This is a genomic window from Candidatus Tisiphia endosymbiont of Myopa tessellatipennis, from assembly GCF_964031105.1.
GTDB lineage: Bacteria > Pseudomonadota > Alphaproteobacteria > Rickettsiales > Rickettsiaceae > Tisiphia.
The window spans coordinates 35,044-52,911 of record NZ_OZ035005.1 but is presented as its reverse complement, the minus strand read 5'-3'; the positions used below and the strand labels follow the sequence as shown (position 1 = coordinate 52,911).

Below are 17,868 nucleotides of genomic sequence, written 5' to 3'. Positions count from 1 at the left end.
CATAGATATGTACCCAACAATAAGATTAAGAAGAAATAGAAAAACGCGGTGGCTAAGAGAATTAGTAGCAGAGAATAGGCTTAGCGTAAATGATTTGGTGCTAGCATTATTTGTGGTTGAGGGCGAGAACCAGCGTCAAGAGATCAAAACTATGCCTGGGGTGCATAGACTATCTATTGATCAAGTAGTATTGAGGGCTAGGCAGGCTTATGAAAATGGCATAAATGCTATAATACTCTTCCCTTGTATAGATGCAAAATTAAAAAGCGATAATGCTGATGAAGCATATAATCTAGACAATTTAATGTGTAGAACTATACGAAGTATAAAAAATGCCAATATCGATATTGGTATAATATGCGATGTTGCCCTAGATCCCTACACTACCCATGCACATGATGGTATTCTACATAATGGGGATGTAGATAATGATAGAACTGTTAAAGCTTTGTGCAACCAAGCTTTAGTTTTAGCAAAAGCTGGGGTAGATATTGTAGCACCATCTGATATGATGGATGGTAGGATTATGGGCATACGTCAAATACTAGATTCAGAAGGGTTTATTAACGTTAATATACTATCTTATGCGGCAAAATATGCTTCAAGTTTTTATGCCCCATTCAGAGATGCATTGAACAATAATAAGACAGCTTATCTAAATAAAGCGACCTACCAAATGGATGTACGTAATAGCAGAGAAGCTATGTTAGAGATAGAACATGATCTTGCTGAAGGTGCAGATATGATTATGATTAAACCTAGTATGATGTTTTTGGACGTCATAGCACAAGCGGTCAATAACTTTAATACTACTATATTTGCCTATCAGGTAAGTGGTGAATATTCTATGTTAAGATTTGCGGCAGATGCCAATGCCTTAAATTGGCAAGCAAGCATAATAGAATCATTGGTATGTTTTAAGCGTGCTGGTGCTAGTAGCATTGTTACATACGCTGCATTAGAAGTAGCACAAATATTGAATGATCAATAAATGGGAAGCAGGGTACAATTGTTGAAAGTTAAAAATCGTCTGTTAGCGGAGTGCTGTTGTAAGGCTTAAACCGTCATTGCGAGCCACAAAGTGGCACAACTGTTGAAAGTTAAAAAGTCGTCATTGCGAGAAGCCGCTGCAAGCGGCGACGTGGCAATCCATGAAGCTTGTCATATAGATAGATTGCTTCGCTTACGCTCGCAATGACGCTGTGGTATAGGTATTTGTAAACTTTCAACAGTTATGGGATTGCCACGCTCACGTACGTTCGCTCGCTAATAGACATATACGTCTATAAAACGTCATTGCGAGGAGTCGCGAAAAAGCGGCGACGCGGCAATCTAGGATACGCGAAGCGTTACTCTAAAAAAATAGCTTCGCTGTTTACTTGGATCGCCACGGCATCTAAAGAGCCTTGCTATGACGATTATAGAAAAATATAGGGTACTATGAGGTGAAGAATACAATGCAAGAAAAATGTCAGGATAATATTATTATAAAAATTATTTTAGCAGTAGGTTTATTGATAACTATTACGTCATTGTATCTTTGGTTATCTTTTGACATACCGCAAAAACCCCTTGCTGGAAAGGGAGGAGGGGATAATATTGACGTGCAAATTGGTGGAAACTTTGAGCTAACTGATCAAGACGGTAAGACTTTCAATAGTGATAGTTTGAAAGGAAAATTAAGTTTAATTTATTTTGGTTTTACTTATTGCCCTGATATTTGTCCTACTTCTTTGCAAAAATTAACAGAGGTCATTAATACTCTTGATAAATATAAAATTGATGTTGAATTTGTTTTTATTACTGTAGATCCTCAGCGTGATACTCCAGCAGTGCTTAAAGAATATTTAAAGCATTTTAATCCTAAATTTATTGGTTTAACGGGTAATGAACAACAAATTAAAGAGGTTGCTGATAAGTTTAAAGTGTATTATGCTAGAGCAAATGATGGTGAAAATTATATGATTGATCATTCTTCTTTTAGTTATTTAATGGATCAACAAGGGGAATATATAAAGCATTTTTACTTAAATAGTTCTGCTCAAGAAATTATAGATTTTATTAGAGTGAAGCAGCAAAATCAAAAAAGATAATAAGATGTTTAATTATCTACTAGCTTCATACCTGTTTGCTTTTGCTGCTCTTGCCTTATTGTTAATAACAAGTTGGCTAGATTATAATAAAATTAAAGTTAGATCAAGTAATGCAAAAAAAGGTAAAAAATAGATTAAACTTTATATTATTTTACCTTTTATGCAGTGCTGGGGGAATATATATGGTATTATACAATCTTGAAGATAGTATAGTATTTTTTTACCCTACGTCAAAAATTAACGAGTCAAAACTTGGCAAAGAATTGAGAGTAGGGGGCTTAGTTAAAGTAGGTTCAATCAGAAAAATTACTGCTGATAAAGTGCATTTTGTCATTACAGATGACATTAAAGACCTAGAAATATCTTACCAAGGGGTTTTACCCGCTTTATTTCGTGAGAATCAAGGGATAGTAGCTGTAGGTAAATTATCAGGTAATATATTCATAGCTCGTGAGTTATTAACTAAGCATGATGAGAATTATTCTCCAGCCTCACCTACATAGTACCCTTGTATCTTAAATATTGTCTTTAGTGAATAACTATAAGATACTTAAGAAAACTTAAGTAAGAAAGCTAGTATACAGATAGTACCCTTCTCATCTTCGAGATAAATATGAGCAGAAATTATGCTATAGAAGTAGATTGTCATGCGGTGTGTGGGACGGAAAATTAAATTTTTGTTACTGACTACATGTATGAACCTCCTGTAAAATGCAAGAAAAAAATAACATCTAATAGCAAAAATGCAAATGCATACATGTATCCGGCTTATAGTTAATAAATTATGTGTAATTTATCCTACAGCCCTGATGGAATTCGCTGGCTTACAAATTTACTATATACTTATCATTTTATCGGCTTCAAAGAGCCATTGTAGTCATCAGTTTTTTTGTAAGCTAAGGTTTGTCTTATTTACCATCAATATTATTATCTCACGCATATTCCGGGTTGGAATCTCTTACATATTCTTTGTTTACCTATTAATTAATAAACCACTATTTATTTTATTTTATGTTAATTATAATAGCTCTGTGCTACAAACTTTACTCTCTACATAATCATCCCCTGACCTTAGTACTGCAAACACCACTCTTGCCAGTTTATTAGCTACAGCAACTACTGTTTTATTATGTCCATTTCGCTCAGATAAATTAAACATCCACTGCGTAAATTTGCTAAAATCTTTTTTAGATTTTTGTTCTTCCGATGTAAATCTTATCTTGGCATTTAGTACAGCTCTAGCTCCTTGGATCAATAGAGTACGCAAGTAAACATCACCTCGCTTGCTAATTCCAAGCAACTTATCTTTCCCTCCACTGGAATGCTGCCTTGGCACTAATCCAAGCCATGCCGATAATTGCCTACCATTCTCAAAACTTGTAGCATTACCTATTGATGCTATTAAAGCAGTAGCAGTAATTAAACCAAGACCAAGTATAGCTGTTAATCGTTGATATTGAGTTAAGTTGCTAGCTATTATTTTTAATCTTTTTTCTATCTCTTTTATTTTTTTGTCATTATCTAAAAATTCCTCTTTCAGTTCACTAAATGTTTGGTAACCTAGCTGACTCAAATTTCCTTCATCTAAAATCTCAGTTAATTTTGTTACAACCTTATTGATCCCTTGAGGAATAATAAAACCAAATTCATGTAATAATCCTCTAATTTCATTCGCAAGTGCCGTACGGCTTTTTACCAATCTCTCTCTTACCAGATGAATTGACAAAATATCTTGTTGTTCTACAGTTTTAATTGGTACAAACCTCATATTAGGTCTTGTCACCGCTTCACATATAGCTTCAGCATCAGCTTGATCGTTTTTATTAGTTTTAACATACGGTTTAACAAATTGTGGAGTTATTAGTTTTACTATATGTCCCAATTTAGTTATTTCTCTTGCCCAATAACTAGCTCCACCGCAAGCTTCCATCCCTACCAAACATTTTGGTAAATTAGCCATAAATGTTAAAACTTGATCTCTCATTAATTTTTTCTTTAATACCGTCTTACCATTTTTATCTACACCATGAATTTGAAAAATTCTTTTTGCAATATCTATACCAATTGTGGTAACTTCCGTCTTAGCCTCCTGATTGTTATTTTAATATTTAATATTAACTTTAGAAGATTAGCAACTGCTTTTCATTCTGTATATCAGGAGGTCCATACCATTATTTTATCATTTTGCAGATTTTGTCATTTGGGGCATCGTTAAATCAAATAAATTGAATAAATTTTGCTCAGTACAGGACAAAGAGATTAACAAGGTGATAATCGAAGTAAAGATGGTGTTATGGGCTTAATAAATTTTGTTATAACTTCCATCCATTTTTCCATCATTTCTTCAATATTCAAAAATATTCTCTGCAAGTAATCTAAGTCATACCTGAATAAGGAGATAGACTTTCTACCATGTTTTTTAAGCTTTATAGGTTTGATAGAATTTTGCCATTGACCCACAACATAAGCAAAAGTAAATGCTATAGCAAGTAAACCAAGCAATTTACTAATTCTATCTAAATGTATTATATGGGTGTTTTCAAAGTTAAATCCTCGTGTTTTAAGGTGTACTAGTTACGACTTAATCTGACAATAAGTAATAATCAGGCAGCTTGATAAGTAATAGCCAAGTTGTCTGATATTCTCTCTATATTACTAATATTTTTATCTTTAGCAATATAAAGTGAATCTCTAAAAGTTTGCATTGGTGTTTTACCAAAACAATGTTTACCTGAATGAGACCTTTCGTTATTATAATTTATAAGCCAAGTATCTATATCAGCTTGTAACTCATCTAATGTATTATAGAGCTTTTTACGGAATAGAATGTGATAGCACTCTTCCTGCATAGTTTTGTGAAAACGCTCACATATACCATTAGTTTGAGGACTATATGCTTTAGTTCTAGAATAGACTTCTTTCGAAACTCGCTTATGCTGAGGGATTTGAAGGAGACGCGGAACGCAGAACCGCAGCGTACTCTAATGTACGTGAGGATTCGAGTACCGCATCGACGTACAAATCACCAGCAGAAGTAGAGTTTCGAAAGAAGTCTATTAACTACTGCATCCTCGATATTAGATGGAACACGATTCTTCAAACATGGCTTCTTTCTAGTCATCTCAAACAAAGATTCTGCTCCACCTTGTTCATGTAGTTCCTTATAGCGGTAAAATGTATCTCTGCTATAGCCCATTACTTTACAAGCTTGCTATACGTTTCCTAGTTGTTCTGCTAATTGTAATAAACCAATTCTTGGTTTTATAATTTTTTCTTGATATGTTGTCATCTGACAGTCTCCTTAATAAGAGGTTGTTAAAATTTGCTGGGTATGATTTTATTCCATATTTTCGTACCCAACAACTCCAAACTGTCAGATCAAGTCTTTACTTTTACACATAAAATTACTGATTATTCAAACGCTTACAGTCTCTTACTAAAGCTCTGTAACCTGATATTGTAAATCCATATTTTTACCACAAAAAGCTATTGAAAGTTTAATGATTTTTTTGACGTGAGAATGTTCTTTAACCTTTACATCATATTGCTTATCTATAATTTGCTTTAATCCCATTTGGGCTACCAAGGCTAAATCTTCAGAAGGTTTAGCGATTTTATACTCGATAATCATGGCTTTATCACCTTTACTAGCTTTAGGGATCATGATTAAATCAGCTCGTCCATCGCCTGATTCTTGCTCACTTGATATTGTATAGCTAGGTGCTAGCATATTAACAATCCCTAGCATAAAGCCACTATAAAATAATTCAGCTTTTTTATTTCCTGTTTGATAAAAACTGGTAGAATTTTGTAGCAATTCTTGTAACCGTGCTTTAAATTCTTCTATTTTACCTACTGGTAACAAGCTAACAAACGAGTAATATCTAGAACTATCAATTTTTAACTGATCAGTTACCCATTGGAGCATTCTTACTTTATATATGTACCGTACTTCTCTATTAGGTGCTGACAATTCATATATATTTTCTTCTGAATTTTGAACTGTAGGGTTTAAATATCCACTAAATAATAACAAACTAAACAGTCCTATTGGCTTATTGATGTCAGCAAAACTAATTTGTTTGGTAATAGGTGAAGTGATACTCTTGCCAGCAGCTAAGCTCTGTAAATCTTCCTGCATTTCATCTGATAATAATACTTTATCTATCAAACCTGTCCCACCACTATCAAGCCAGTAATGATCAAGCTTACCTTCACTTGATAAACACATCATAATTGACCAAGGATTATAGATGAGTTCTTCCCCAAAATTATAGCCATTATACCAATCTTTAATTTCTTCTGAGCTAGTAGTAAGTGGTACTTTAGTTAATAACTCATTCACTTCTGTTTGAGTAAATCCATAAACACTCGCAAATTTTTTATCTAATAAACTATATTCTTTAACATTATTCAAACCGGAAAATAATTCAGCTTTAGCAATCCGCAAAATTCCTGTAATAACTCCTCGTTCGACTGGTAATTCTTGATCGCCAGTTTCCTTTTTAAAGGTAGATTTCATGATTCCACGAAAAATTTCTAACACTTTCTGAAATTCTGTCTCATTAGTACCAAACCACCTGTAAGCACTATTAATGGGCGTATCATATTCATCAATCAACACCCAAGGTTTTCTATTATAATGTTTGTAAAGCAAATGGCTTAAAATAGCCAAACTATTTTTGATATTGTCTAGAGTTACCTCGCCAAATAAATATTGGTTGAAATCTGCTCGTTCATCTGATGCAAGCTTATCACTATTAGCTAAATATCTATGTGACTGAAATAATTTCCGTAACTGGCTTTTTACTCCTTGTTCAATATCGTGATAGCTTGAACCTTCCACGCTTTTAAATGTGATGAATATTATGGGGAATTGACCTTGATATTCCAAAATAATATGTGGATACTCAGCTACTTTGAGCTTTTGAAGTAATTTTTTTCTACCAGTTGCAAGTCCTAAATCTATTTCTCCACCTGTAAATAATTTGATATTGTTCTGATGCTCTAATGATGAGGGATTGCCATGCTCATCTATTTCTATTTCAAAGAATCTCCTAATCATATCCATATTAAGGCTTTTACCCCAACGTCTTGGTCGGGTAATTAGAATTACTTCTCCACTGTCTTCTAGTAATTCTTTGATCATTAAGCTTTTATCAACAAATACATCACTATTTAACAATAACGTTTTAAAGTCATCAGTACCTACCCTCATGCTAGGTAGTTTATGCTCATATAAAATCTTACTAATGCTTTCAGTTGTTGTATTGCTCAAAGGGTTAAAGGTCATATTTTTTTTATTATTTGATAATTTACTTGGTTGTATGAAGGTTTAGTTTTTATAACGAAACCTTTATGGTATTAATCAATTTAATGTGTAAGGTTCTCTAGCATATAAGAACCATTGTTCCATGATTTCTTTAGCCCAAATCTTTTTAAACATTAATTCAGGGTCTTTATAAATTTTCATGTATAATTTAAGGCTTTTTTTGGTTAACGCCATCTTAGATATTTGTTTTATCATCTTGATAGCGTTGCTCGCTGCTTTAGAAGTTAATACTAAACAAACTGATGATAGTAAATATTCCTGATTTACCTTCACTACACGACACCCTATAATATCTCCTATCTCTATATCTTGGTTACTGTCTATGCCTTTTATGGTAATTGGTTTGTGCTTGCTCTCAATCATATTAGTCAAAGTCAGATTCTTTCCTCTGTATACATCTGCCACTTTATAAATACACATGTAAGAATCTCGTAACCCCAGCAAATACTTTTTGTCCATATCAGTAAAAGAATCCCCTTGAGTTTTTAACAAGTGATCAATACAATTCCAATGTGTTCTAGTAATCCTATGTGGATATTCGTTACTCAGAAAAAACTCTGTTGCACCATAAATCATATAATTAGTGATATTCTCGCCTAATTTACTGCTTAACTCTAGAAGATTAACTTCTGCTGAGTTTTCATCAAAATTATCCGGATCGGTTATCTCACTAATAAAACTGCCAATAACGTCATGAAATAGTAATGTGTAATCTTCTTCTAAGTTTTTAATTAATGGTATTATTTGGTTAATTTTCATCATATAAAAATAAGTACGTTAATTAATAGGTCTATTTCTAATAGCTATATTTTTTATTTTATTATACCTAATTCTTTTACCATTTACAACATACGACAAAACCTTATTTGTTGAATCTTGTAAATGTTATTGTGATAGATGAACTGAGCTATGTACCAATAAAAGCCGAGGCTAGATTCTTATTATTTGAGCTGTTTGCTAAATTATATGAACAATCTTCGTTCATTGTAACGACCCATTTAAGGTTTGAAGAATGGGGGGATATATTTGGTAATCCTAAGGCAACAAAGGCAATTATTGATAGGATAACGCATCATTGTCAAATCATAGAAACTGGTAATAAAAGTTTTAGAGGAGGCAAAGATGTAGATTAAAGATTAAAATAATAGACTATGGTATGAATTAAAAATTACAATGATTTTAGAAAATTCTATCTGAATTTTAACCAAAATTAACTAATTTTTTTATGTGGTTAGAGGGGTCAATAGTTTATTACAATAGGGGGTCAAAAGATGATTACAATTTACATCAATACCATCTCCTTGACAGAAATAGCACCGTGGGGTCGTTTGATATCTGCTCGTGCTAGCCGCTCATCTTCGAGATAAATATGAGCAGAAATTATGCTATAGAACGTGAGTATTATGCGACGAGTGGAGTGTAGAATTAAATTCTCGTTACTGACTACATGTATGAACCTCCTGTAAAATGCAAGAAAAAAATAACATCTAATAGCAAAAATGCAAATGCATACATGTATCCAGCTTATAGTTAATAAATTATGTGTAATTTATCCTACAGCCCTGATGGAATTCGCTGGCTTACAAATTTACTATATACTTATCATTTTATCGGCTTCAAAGAGCCATTGTAGTCATCAGTTTCTTTGTAAGCTAAGGTTTGTCTTATTTACCATCAATATTATTATCTCAATATTATTATCTCACGCATATTCCGGGTTGGAATCTCTTACATATTCTTTGTTTACCTATTAATTAATAAACCACTATTTATTTTATTTTATGTTAATTATAATAGCTTTGTGCTACAAACTTTACTCTCTACATAATCATCCCCTGACCTTAGTACTGCAAACACCACTCTTGCCAGTTTATTAGCTACAGCAACTACTGTTTTATTATGTCCATTTCGCTCAGATAAATTAAACATCCACTGCGTAAATTTGCTAAAATCTTTTTTAGATTTTTGTTCTTCCAATGTAAATCTTATCTTGGCATTTAGTACAGCTCTAGCTCCTTGGATCAATAGAGTACGCAAGTAAACATCACCTCGCTTGCTAATTCCAAGCAACTTATCTTTCCCTCCACTGGAATACTGCCTTGGCACTAATCCAAACCATGCCGATAATTGCCTACCATTCTCAAAACTTGTAGCATTACCTATTGATGCTATTAAAGCAGTAGCAGTAATTAAACCAAGACCAGGTATAGCTGTTAATCGTTGATATTGAGTTAAGTTGCTAGCTATTATTTTTAATCTTTTTTCTATCTCTTTTATTTTTTTGTCATTATCCAAAAATTCCTCTTTCAGTTCACTAAATGTTTGATAACCCAGCTGGCTTAAATTTCCTTCATCTAAAATCTCGGTTAATTTTGTCATAACCTTATTGATCCCTTGAGGAATAATAAAACCAAATTCATGTAGTAGACCCCTAATTTCATTAGCAAGGGCAGTACGATTTTTTACCAATCTCTCTCTTACTCGATGAATTGATAAAATATCTTGTTGTTCTACAGTTCTAATTGGTACAAACCTCATATTTGGTCTTGTTACCGCTTCACATATAGCTTCTGCATCAGCTTGATCATTTTTATTAGTTTTAACATACGGTTTGACAAATTGTGCTGCCATTAGTTTTACTGTATGCCCCAATTTAGTTATTTCTCTTGCCCAGTAACTAGCTCCGCCGCAAGCTTCCATCCCTACCAAACATTTTGGTAAATTAGCCATAAATGTTAAAACTTGATCTCTCATTAATTTTTTCTTTAATACCGTCTTACCATTTTTATCTACACCATGAATTTGGAAAATTCTTTTTGCAATATCTATACCAATTGTGGTACTTCCATCTTAGCATCCTGATTGTTATTTTAATATTTAATATTAACTTTAGAAGATTAGCAACTGCTTTTCATTCTGTATATCAGGAGGTTCATACCATTATTTTTTCACCTGTGGAATTTTATAATAAAGAAATACTGATAAAAGTGTACTTTAATGACAAGAGTTTTTATTTGAAACAAAACAATGGTAATACACATAAGAAGCATTATGTTGACTAATTTTTAGTATGTCAAGTAGAAAAGTGATGTTTACATGACTACAAACTTCATGCCAAAACCACTGCAAACCTGATTCTTTAGACGTTTTAAGCACTTTTTTGTCTCGAAGATGAGTAGCCGATATCGGTGGACATACCACCATCTATTACTTAGCATTCAATAACTTACTACGATGAAGTTATTGATTCTTGGCACACTGACTTTTAAATTACCCTAGTCGAATTATATAATAAGTTCTTGCATTATATAAAAATTTTCTATATGTTCTCCCGCTTTAAGGTGTCCATTAGCAGAATATTAATAAAACTTAATGTTCTTGTTATATACCCAAGTGATTTGAAGGATTGTTTCTTGAGATTCATGTACCTCATGTACGCTGTGCTAGCTTGCCCTTTGTTTTCAAGTCCAATTCTTCAAATCATTTGAGCATATACATTTTACATTACCAATAATGCCCACCTTAATTAAGTGGGTATTTACACTTGGGATGTATCAGATAATCTTAAAAAATAGATAGATTTTTTTTAATTAATCTCATGGGAGGAGATATGACTAATACCGGATTAAGCATTAATAGCGTTGGTGCTTATAATAGTAATGTAATAAATACGTTAAGTGTTCCCAAGGCTTATGATAATATAAATTCTAATAATGATATAGATATAGTAGCTAATGTATTTAATGCTAGTATTAAGCAATTTGAGGAAAAAAACAATTATAAGGATAATACGATTACAGAGCCTCTAACTTTAAGCGGGTACATTAACTCCCTACCTTATCGTGGGTACGAAACTCAGAAGATAATCCATCAATTAATAGACAATATACCTAACTCCTATAATCCTTTGCATGCAGCAGCTTATTATGGTTACCTTGATATTATGGAATTTCTTCTTGAACAAGGTATTGATATAGATGTTAAAAGTGATAACGGTGATACTCCTTTACTTATAGCAGCACTGACAGGTAATTTAGATGGTATGAAATTTCTTGTTGAGAAAGGTGCTGATGTAAAAATAAAAAATAATGAAGGTTTTTCCGTTTTACATATTGCAGCTCAGCGAAATGTAGCAGTAAGTGCTATAAAATTCCTTATTAAGGAAGGTGCTAATATCAATGCACAGGATGAGCATGGTAGTACTCCTTTACATTATGCAACAAGACAAAAACATGCTGATAATGTTAAATTGCTTATAGAGGAAGGTGCTAATATCAATGCACAGGATGAGCATGGTAGTACTCCTTTACATTATGCAACAAGACAAAAACATGCTGATAATGTTAAATTGCTTATAGAGGAAGGTGCTAATATCAATGCACAGGATAATTATGGTAATACTCCCTTACACATTGCAATAAGAACAGGATATGATGATAGTGCTAAGTTGCTTATTCAATTGGGGGCTGATATCAATGTGCAAGATAATTATGGTAATACTCCCTTACACATTGCAATAAGAACAGGATATGATGATAGTGCTAAGTTGCTTATTCAATTGGGGGCTGATATCAATGTGCAAGATAATTATGGTAATACTCCTTTACACGATGCAGTTAGGTTTGGGCAAAACGATATTATTAAATTGCTTATAGAGGAAGGTGCTAATATCAATGTGCAGGATAATTATGGTAATACTCCTTTAGACATTGCAATAAGTGAAAACCATACTGATAGTGTTGAACTGCTTACTGCTCGAGTACGCAATGCAGCTTGGTTCAAACAAAACGATATTATTAAATTGCCTATTGAGAAAGGGGTGGATATCAATGAACAAGATGAGCGTGGTAAAGACAACACTATAAAACAAGAGCATGTTGATAGTGCTATTGATAAATATCCAGAAGAGTCAGATATAGAGTCTACTACGGTTGCAGATAGTATAGATACCTATAATAAAACATTTGTTAAAGATTCCCAAAACCAAGACAATAATGCATTAACTTCTCTGTATTATTATCTTGCTGCTGGGATAGCTAGTGTTATTACTTTTGGGGGTGGGGTAGCATGTTATTTATTAAATAAAAAGCAACACAAGAATGAAGCAACAAGTAATGATAGCTCTTATTATAATTATCAAAATCCTGAATCTAATTTAATTGAATTTATGGGTAAACCCGTCATCATAGATGGAGATAACGCTAAGAAAGTGTGTGTAATGGTATCTTCAAAGGAATGTAGACCGCTTAGTGAATTTTTATCAGACTATTTTCATAATACTATCCAATATTTAGGTGGGTATCATCCTAAAAGTGTACAGGATGGAAGTAGTAATACTGTAAAAGAGGGGAATAATTATACTGTCCAAGAGGAAAATACTAGCATTGTAGAAGTAGGGGGGAGTCCTACTGTAGAGGGCAGTGATAGTGGTATTTATGATTACCTTCCACCTCCTAGACCAGTTGATTTTTCTAATCCTGATATTTTTACTGTTGTTCTTGTCGGAGATAGTCTATAGCTAACCCGAATAGTATACTCTTCTACTTTTGTTAAAAAGCATGCAATAATGACCCGTAAATGGGTTAATGTGCGTTGAAAAATGCCCCACCTAAGAAGTGGAAAGAATAGTACGTTATTAATCCATTATTATCAACATATACTTCTATTATTTTTAGAATAAATAATAGGAGTATAAAATCAGAGATGTTAATGATGGAAAGTAAGAGAAAGATATTAGATGTTTAGTCCCGGGTATACTAGTTACGACTTAATCTGACAATAAGTAATAATCAGGCAGCTTGATAAGTAATAGCCAAGTTGTCTGATATTCTCTCTATATGAGTCAATCATTTTTTTTGTGTAAGTTCATTTTTTATTTTCCAATAAATCATATTTAAAATCTCCACAAAGTATTTCAAATTGATTTAAAGCTAATGACCAATCTTTTATAGGCATAGTCCATTTTTTAGCCGCATTTTGTAAGGCTAAAAATATTATCTTTTGAATTGATTTATCATCTGGAAATACACCTTTATTTTTAATAATTTTCCTAATTTGACGATTTATAGACTCTATAGTATTCGTGGTATAAATCGCCTTTCTAATCTCCTCAGGAAAGGCAAAAAATGGTATTATTCCTGACCAACTACGCTGCCAAATATCAGAAATTACTGGATATTTTTTATCCCATTTTACACTAAATTGTTGCAGTTTTAAACGAGCCATTTCTTCGTTATTTGCCGTGTAAATTTGTTTTAAATCTGATGTTACCTCTTTTAAATCCTTATATGACACGTACTTTACTGAATTGCGTACCATATGCACTATACATAGTTGTACTATAGTAGCAGGAAATATGCTACTGATAGCCTCAGGAAAGCCTTTTAAACCATCAACGCAAGCAACATAAATTTGTTCTACACCTCGATTCTTTAATTCAGTTACTACTTGCATCCAAAATTTAGAGCCTTCATTTTTTCCTATCCAAATGCCCAATAACTCCTTCTTGCCTTCTATATTAACCGCAATTGCCAAATATACAGCTTTATTTATTACTATATGATTGTCCCTAGATAACATGTATGGACCTACCCATGTATGGACCTACCCATGTATGGACCTACCCAACAATGCAAAAAAAAAATAATATATAACAGCAAAAAAATCGAATGCAGTCATGTATCCGGCTTATAGACAATAAATCAAGCATGTATGGACCTACCCAACAATGCAAGAAAAAAATAATATATAACAGCAAAAAAATCGAATGCAGTCATGTATCCGGCTTATAGACAATAAATCAAGCATGTATGGACCTACCCAACAATGCAAGAAAAAAATAATATATAACAGCAAAAAAATCGAATGCAGTCATGTATCCGGCTTATAGACAATAAATCAAGCAATTTACCCTATAGCCCTGATGGAATTCGCTGGCTTACAAACTTATACTTATCATATATTCGACTTCTAAAGAGCCATTGCTAAATTCAGTTTTTTCGTAAGCTAAGGTTCGTCTTATTTACCATCAATATTATCATTCTTCGCATATTCCGGATTGGAATTTGTTAAACTTTTATTACCTATAATGTCATTTCATCAATTATTTGGAGCAGTTTTTTTAACTACAAACTTTACTCTCGGTATAATCATTACCTGAACTGAGTAATGCAAATACCACCCTTGCTAGCTTATTAGCTACCGCGACAACTGTTTTATTATGACTGTTTCTCTCAGATAAATTAAACATCCACTCAGTAAACTTGCTATAATCTTTTTTAGATTTTTGTTCTTCCGTGGTAAATCTTATCTTGCTATTCAGAACGTCTCTTGCTCCTTGAATTAACAAAGTACGTAAATAAATATCACCTCTTTTACTAATACCAAGCAACTTATCTTTACCACCACTAGAATGTTGCCTTGGCACTAATCCCAGCCATGCTGATAATTGCCTACCATTTTCAAAACAACTAGCATTCCCTATTGAGGCTATTAAGGCTGTGGCAGTTATTAAACCTATACCTGGTATCGTCATTAGTTGTTGGTGATTACTATACTGGCTAGCTATGATTTTTAATCGTTGTTCTAGCTCTTTTATTTTTTTATCATTTTCTACAAATTCTTCTTTTAACTCACTAAACGTTTGATAGCTTAGCTGGCTTAAAGCCCCTGCATCTAAAATCTCAGTTAATTTTGTCATAATCTTATTGATTCCTTGCGGAATAACAAAACCAAATTCATGTAATAATCCCCTGATCTCATTAGCAAGAGCAGTACGGTTTTTTACCAATCGTTGCCTTACTCTATGAATAAATAAAATTTCTTGTTGCTCTACAGTTTTGATAGGTACAAACCTCATATTAGGTCTTGCTACTGCCTCACATATTGCTTCTGCATCAGCTTGATCATTTTTATTAGTTTTAACATAAGGTTTAACAAACTGCGGGGCCATTAATTTTACTTTATGACCTAATTTTGTTAATTCTCTTGCCCAATAGCTAGCTCCACCGCAAGCTTCCATGCCTACTAGACATTTTGGTACGTTAGCCATAAAAGTTAAAATCTGCTCTCTCGTTAATTTTTTCTTCAATACTGTCTTGCCATTTTTATCTACACCGTGAATTTGAAAAATTCTTTTTGCAATATCTATACCAATTGTGGTAACTTCCATATGGATCTCCTTATTATTGTTTAGGATTCATTTCCTATCCTAGAAGATTAGCATACGCTTCTCATTCTGTATATAGGGTAGATCCATACCATTATATATGCAATCCAAATACAATATTGGGTATATCCTATCTAAACAGCGATTTTGCCACCTAGTTACCTCCTCTAGTACTCCATCTGTTATGGTTGATATTAAATCACTAGATACTTCAGTTTGATATATTTCTTCTAAGTGACCACGAATCTCACTGACTGTCATACCTCTACCATAAAGTGAAATTACCTTCTCATCAAATCCATTAAATCTCCTCAGCCCTTTTGGTATTAATTGTGGATTATACTCACCTTCCCGGTCTCTTGGTACTTCTAATGTCAACTTACGACCATCATCATCAATTACTGTCTTCTCATAGCTACCATTACGACGATTATTATCTACTTTTTCTACTTTACTATGTTTTGAGTAGCCCAATTCATGATCTAACTCACTTGCTAATATTTTCTCAACTATTTGTTTCTTTAGCTGTTGAAATAAACCATCTCGACCAAATAACTCTGATGGGTTTGCTTTTGATAATAATTCTTCTACTAGATGATTACCTATGTTTAATTTTTCTTTATCTTTACCTATTTCTTTAGCCATAATTTCCCTTTGTTTTAGTTACTTCTTTTTACAGTAATCTCTTACTGCTTCTTTTGCAACTTACACAAACTATATTATAGACTCTCGGAAAGTTTTGATAATCCTGGTTCTCTTTTCTTTTTTTCTGATTGCAGTTTTGGTTTTTTATAAATATTCCTTGTGGTCATGAGTATAAACCTCATCCCTTATCGCTACTCTTAAAACAAGCACTATTGATAGCTCTTCTTCTATGCTACAAATCACTCTATAACTTTCCTATTCTATATCTCCATAATCCAATATAATCATATTGCATTGACTTGCCTAAATCTTTAGGATGGCTACATCTTAGTACCTTATTTTTAAAATAATTACTGATTAACCCTTGCGATGTTTTATCTAGCTTTCTAAATTCTTTAACAGCCTTGAGATCAAATTCGACTTTCCAAGTCATTATTATCTTCCAACTGCTCTAAAGATATTCTAGGATTTTTTTGCTCTAACCTGTTTAAAGCTATAAAATAATCTTCCCTTTCTTCCAAAAAGCCCTCTACTGCTTTTCTGATAAGATAACTTTTCTTTTTCTCTATAATTTTTTCAAGTTGGTCTAGTCTATTATAAAGATCATTTGGTAGCTTTGATGTGATTGTATGCATAGGTATACTTTTAATACATTATATACTATTGAATATAGTATATACTTCTTGTAAAGTCAAATTAATCGTTCCAAAGCGTATTAACTTAAAGCATAGATTATTTTATGAAGTGGATGAAGTAGGTAGCAGAATAAAAATCTTACGCATGTGGAGTTATTATGGTGATAATTAATGAGCAAAAAGTAATTAAATTGATTATGGAGATGACAAGGTTGAAGAAAATTTAAAAGCAAAAAGAGGTAAAAATAATGGATAGATTTGATAAGAGCAAAGCTTGGGGAGAGGTGAAGAAGGCATATATATTCCAAACTGTCATAATACTAATATTTGTAGCAATTATTTTTAGTGTAGTTATTCCAAGAGTCATGCCTCCTGCTAGAATAAATAATGAAGTTTTGGATATCAAGCAGCTAGATAGGAGAGATAATAAAGCTGATAAGATGAAACAAATAGTGATTCGCATGATACTTGCTGGTTTTGATGATCATGAAATTAGCAGTATTGGTGCTGGAGATGTGTTTATGAATCATTCCTTGCTCTATGATGTAGAGAGTATGAGCGACAAACAGATTGTAGAATTTTATGATATTAGGATTTATGAATTAAATAGTTTGAGGAGATGGGCTGAGAAAAGGAAGTTATGTAAGGCTAAATTGTTAGAAGAGAAGATCAATGCAGAGAAAAAATGATTTGTTATTGATTATTTGTTTAGCGTTTAGCCATGTGGCAATTGCCAAGGATTTTGGTAAGCAAGCTGCAACTTTTGAGATTAAGGAAGAAGGTTTTGTCCTCATACTGATTATCTTTCAAAATAGAATTAATAATTTAATTCCAACTAATGATAGACCTAATACTAAATTATACCATGATACCATGTTAATTCTATTTTGAAAGATAATCAGTATAACTACTCAATAACCGTTGCTTCATCCATTCTCCAACTGTTCCAATGGCTTGTATAGTGACAATTAAAATTACCGGATGGCGACAATATGA

At 32.7% G+C, this 17,868-nt stretch carries 18 protein-coding genes and 2 pseudogenes; 8 read left to right on the top strand and 12 right to left on the bottom strand.

The window, feature by feature from the left end; all coding sequences use genetic code 11:
* The first annotated feature begins 7 nt into the window (after positions 1-7).
* The 4 genes from hemB to ccmE all read left to right on the top strand — a co-directional run bounded on the left by hemB (position 8) and on the right by ccmE (position 2,596).
* Positions 8-991: a porphobilinogen synthase gene (gene hemB / locus AAHN03_RS00265; protein WP_342278716.1), complete on the top strand. Its 984-nt coding sequence runs from the start codon at positions 8-10 to the stop codon at positions 989-991.
* A 466-nt stretch (positions 992-1,457) separates the two neighbouring features.
* On the top strand, positions 1,458-2,093 hold the full coding sequence (locus tag AAHN03_RS00260; protein ID WP_341763310.1) for an SCO family protein: 636 nt from the start codon (positions 1,458-1,460) through the stop codon (positions 2,091-2,093).
* A 4-nt stretch (positions 2,094-2,097) separates the two neighbouring features.
* The gene (locus AAHN03_RS00255; RefSeq protein WP_341763311.1) at positions 2,098-2,226 is read left to right on the top strand and encodes a hypothetical protein; all 129 of its coding nucleotides are present in this window, start codon (positions 2,098-2,100) and stop codon (positions 2,224-2,226) included.
* Positions 2,204-2,596: a cytochrome c maturation protein CcmE gene (gene ccmE / locus AAHN03_RS00250; protein ID WP_342278715.1), complete on the top strand. Its 393-nt coding sequence runs from the start codon at positions 2,204-2,206 to the stop codon at positions 2,594-2,596. The genes AAHN03_RS00255 and ccmE overlap by 23 nt, the downstream gene beginning before the upstream one ends.
* A gap of 515 nt (positions 2,597-3,111) precedes the next feature.
* Here the strand turns inward: ccmE and AAHN03_RS00245 are convergent.
* From AAHN03_RS00245 to AAHN03_RS00220, 5 genes and pseudogenes are all read right to left on the bottom strand, one after another.
* The gene (locus AAHN03_RS00245; RefSeq protein WP_342279217.1) at positions 3,112-4,158 is read right to left on the bottom strand and encodes an IS110 family transposase; all 1,047 of its coding nucleotides are present in this window, start codon (positions 4,156-4,158) and stop codon (positions 3,112-3,114) included.
* A 194-nt stretch (positions 4,159-4,352) separates the two neighbouring features.
* A complete protein-coding gene (locus AAHN03_RS00240; RefSeq protein ID WP_342278714.1) occupies positions 4,353-4,595 on the bottom strand; it encodes a hypothetical protein in 243 nt (80 codons plus the stop codon).
* 101 nt (positions 4,596-4,696) lie between these two features.
* Positions 4,697-5,382, bottom strand: a pseudogene (locus AAHN03_RS07610) (integrase core domain-containing protein).
* A 147-nt stretch (positions 5,383-5,529) separates the two neighbouring features.
* The gene (locus AAHN03_RS00225) at positions 5,530-7,371 is read right to left on the bottom strand and encodes an AAA family ATPase (RefSeq protein WP_342278713.1); all 1,842 of its coding nucleotides are present in this window, start codon (positions 7,369-7,371) and stop codon (positions 5,530-5,532) included.
* Positions 7,372-7,461: 90 nt separating this feature from the next.
* On the bottom strand, positions 7,462-8,187 hold the full coding sequence (locus tag AAHN03_RS00220; protein WP_342278712.1) for a hypothetical protein: 726 nt from the start codon (positions 8,185-8,187) through the stop codon (positions 7,462-7,464).
* Positions 8,188-8,315: 128 nt separating this feature from the next.
* Between AAHN03_RS00220 and AAHN03_RS00215 the strand changes: the two genes are divergently transcribed.
* Positions 8,316-8,558 (top strand): ATP-binding protein, encoded by a 243-nt coding sequence (locus AAHN03_RS00215; protein WP_342278711.1) that lies wholly within the window; start codon positions 8,316-8,318, stop codon positions 8,556-8,558.
* Between the two features lie 655 nt (positions 8,559-9,213).
* Here the strand turns inward: AAHN03_RS00215 and AAHN03_RS00210 are convergent.
* Entirely contained in the window at positions 9,214-10,260 is a 1,047-nt protein-coding gene (locus AAHN03_RS00210) for an IS110 family transposase (RefSeq protein WP_342279216.1), read from the bottom strand.
* A 159-nt stretch (positions 10,261-10,419) separates the two neighbouring features.
* Positions 10,420-10,581, bottom strand: a complete 162-nt coding sequence (locus AAHN03_RS00205; protein WP_341761148.1) for a hypothetical protein — start codon at positions 10,579-10,581, stop codon at positions 10,420-10,422.
* 454 nt (positions 10,582-11,035) lie between these two features.
* Between AAHN03_RS00205 and AAHN03_RS00200 the strand changes: the two genes are divergently transcribed.
* Complete coding sequence (locus tag AAHN03_RS00200; RefSeq protein ID WP_342278710.1) at positions 11,036-12,943, top strand: ankyrin repeat domain-containing protein; 1,908 nt, start codon at positions 11,036-11,038, stop codon at positions 12,941-12,943.
* Between the two features lie 347 nt (positions 12,944-13,290).
* Here the strand turns inward: AAHN03_RS00200 and AAHN03_RS00195 are convergent.
* The 5 genes and pseudogenes from AAHN03_RS00195 to AAHN03_RS00175 form a co-directional block, all read right to left on the bottom strand.
* Positions 13,291-13,971: pseudogene (locus tag AAHN03_RS00195) on the bottom strand (IS256 family transposase); the annotation flags it as partial.
* Positions 13,972-14,545: 574 nt separating this feature from the next.
* Positions 14,546-15,595 carry an IS110 family transposase gene (locus AAHN03_RS00190; RefSeq protein WP_342278307.1) on the bottom strand — a complete coding sequence of 350 codons (1,050 nt, stop codon included), beginning with the start codon at positions 15,593-15,595 and terminating at the stop codon, positions 14,546-14,548.
* Between the two features lie 39 nt (positions 15,596-15,634).
* Positions 15,635-16,237: a transposase gene (locus tag AAHN03_RS00185; RefSeq protein ID WP_342278709.1), complete on the bottom strand. Its 603-nt coding sequence runs from the start codon at positions 16,235-16,237 to the stop codon at positions 15,635-15,637.
* Positions 16,238-16,481: 244 nt separating this feature from the next.
* Positions 16,482-16,670, bottom strand: a complete 189-nt coding sequence (locus AAHN03_RS00180; RefSeq protein ID WP_341761273.1) for a hypothetical protein — start codon at positions 16,668-16,670, stop codon at positions 16,482-16,484.
* The gene (locus tag AAHN03_RS00175; protein WP_342278708.1) at positions 16,648-16,872 is read right to left on the bottom strand and encodes a ribbon-helix-helix domain-containing protein; all 225 of its coding nucleotides are present in this window, start codon (positions 16,870-16,872) and stop codon (positions 16,648-16,650) included. The genes AAHN03_RS00180 and AAHN03_RS00175 overlap by 23 nt, the downstream gene beginning before the upstream one ends.
* 248 nt (positions 16,873-17,120) lie before the next feature.
* On the opposite strand from AAHN03_RS00175, the gene AAHN03_RS00170 reads away from it, so the two are divergent.
* Positions 17,121-17,561 carry a hypothetical protein gene (locus tag AAHN03_RS00170; RefSeq protein WP_342278707.1) on the top strand — a complete coding sequence of 147 codons (441 nt, stop codon included), beginning with the start codon at positions 17,121-17,123 and terminating at the stop codon, positions 17,559-17,561.
* Positions 17,545-17,763: a hypothetical protein gene (locus tag AAHN03_RS00165; RefSeq protein ID WP_341761270.1), complete on the top strand. Its 219-nt coding sequence runs from the start codon at positions 17,545-17,547 to the stop codon at positions 17,761-17,763. Before AAHN03_RS00170 ends, AAHN03_RS00165 begins: the two co-directional genes overlap by 17 nt.
* The last annotated feature ends 105 nt before the right edge of the window (positions 17,764-17,868 follow it).